The organism is Cellulomonas septica, from assembly GCF_012396155.1.
GTDB classification, from domain to species: domain Bacteria; phylum Actinomycetota; class Actinomycetes; order Actinomycetales; family Cellulomonadaceae; genus Cellulomonas; species Cellulomonas septica.
In genome coordinates, this window is record NZ_JAAXOY010000788.1 from 1 (window position 1) to 1451 (window position 1451).

Below are 1451 nucleotides of genomic sequence, written 5' to 3' on the forward strand. Positions count from 1 at the left end.
CTCGACGGCGACGACGGCCAGCGCGGCGCCGTCGACGGTCGCCCGGCCGGCGTCGTCGGGCGCGGCGTCGAGCACCCCCGCGTCGACCCACCGGCGGACGGTGTCGTCGCTCACGCCGAGCAGCTCGGCGGCCTCGCTGATCCGGAAACGCGTCACGAGCAGCGATCCTAGTCCGCATCTGCGGCTCCAGCGGCGCGAACGTTCCGCAGGAGCGGAGGTCGGGCGATCGAGCCGCGCGGAGCCGCGACCAGCAGTAACGTCCGGTCATGGCGAAGAAGGGCAAGGGCGCGGGGCGCCACGACGGGAAGATCTCGAACGACGTCTACGAGGCCGAGCTGTTCCGCCTCCAGGCCGAGCTCGTCAAGGTCCAGCAGTGGGTGCGGCACACCGGGGCACGCGTGGTCGTGATCTTCGAGGGACGCGACGCGGCCGGCAAGGGCGGCACCATCAAGCGGATCACCGAGTACCTGTCCCCCCGCGTCGCGCGCATCGCGGCCCTGCCGACGCCCACCGAGCGCGAGAAGGGGCAGTGGTACTACCAGCGGTACGTTACCCACCTGCCCGCGGCGGGCGAGATCGTGCTGTTCGACCGCTCCTGGTACAACCGCGCGGGCGTCGAGAAGGTCATGGGCTTCTGCACGCCGCAGGAGTACTCGCGGTTCATGCGGCAGACGCCGATCTTCGAGCAGATGCTCGTCGAGGACGGGATCCTGCTGCGCAAGTACTGGTTCTCGGTGTCCGACCACGAGCAGCTGCGACGGTTCAAGTCACGGCTGAACGACCCGGTCCGGCAGTGGAAGCTGAGCCCGATGGACCTCGAGTCGATCAGCCGGTGGGAGGAGTACTCGCGCGCCAAGGACGAGATGCTCGTGCACACCGACGTCCCCGCGAGCCCCTGGTACATCGTCGAGTCGGACATCAAGAAGCACGCGCGGCTCAACATGATGGCCCACCTGCTGTCGACCATCCCGTACACGGACGTGCCGCACGAGGAGGTGCACCTGCCCGACCGCCCGGCCGCGTCGAACGGCTACCAGCGGCCCCCGCGCGAGCTCTCGACGTACGTCCCGGACCACGTCGCGCAGCTCCAGGGCGACCCCGAGAAGAACCTCTGAGTCACATCCCGAGCGAGATCTCCAGCCCGAGCGACAGCAGGTAGAGCAGCGCCCCGCCGACCGACAGGCACAGCCCGACGACCGACCGCGCCATGCCCACCGCCGTCGGGTGCCCGTCCCGCCGGATCGCGCGCGCCCGCGCCACGCCCTTGGCGCCGAGCCAGATCGCCAGGCCCGACGCGACGACGTAGGGCGTGAACAGGAGGACCACGAACACGGCGACCCCGGCGACCAGCGCCCACGTCGCGAACGTGTTGGACGTGTCGACGGGCGCGCCCCACGGCGCACCGGCCCCGTTCGGCGCGCCGCCCCAGGGCGCGGGGTTCGCCGGGACCC

General features: G+C 71.2%; 3 protein-coding genes. 1 reads left to right on the forward strand and 2 read right to left on the reverse strand.

From position 1 onward, the window contains the following. Positions 1 to 156, reverse strand: a 156-nt coding sequence (locus tag HGA02_RS19165; RefSeq protein ID WP_168680963.1) for an excisionase family DNA-binding protein, incomplete at its 3' end; no start/stop codon positions are given. A 110-nt stretch (positions 157 to 266) separates the two neighbouring features. Here HGA02_RS19165 and ppk2 point away from each other — a divergent pair. Beyond that, the gene (gene ppk2, locus HGA02_RS19170; protein ID WP_168680965.1) at positions 267 to 1115 is read left to right on the forward strand and encodes a polyphosphate kinase 2; all 849 of its coding nucleotides are present in this window, start codon (positions 267 to 269) and stop codon (positions 1113 to 1115) included. A gap of 1 nt (position 1116) precedes the next feature. Here ppk2 and HGA02_RS19175 read toward each other — a convergent pair. Continuing rightward, positions 1117 to 1451 (reverse strand): hypothetical protein (locus tag HGA02_RS19175; RefSeq protein ID WP_168680967.1); only part of this gene is annotated, 335 nt, incomplete at its 5' end.

Bases quoted from the DNA above. Each gene is read 5' to 3' on its own strand.
- ppk2 (WP_168680965.1), top strand. From the start codon at position 267: ATGGCGAAGAAGGGCAAGGGCGCGGGGCGCCACGACGGGAAGATCTCG.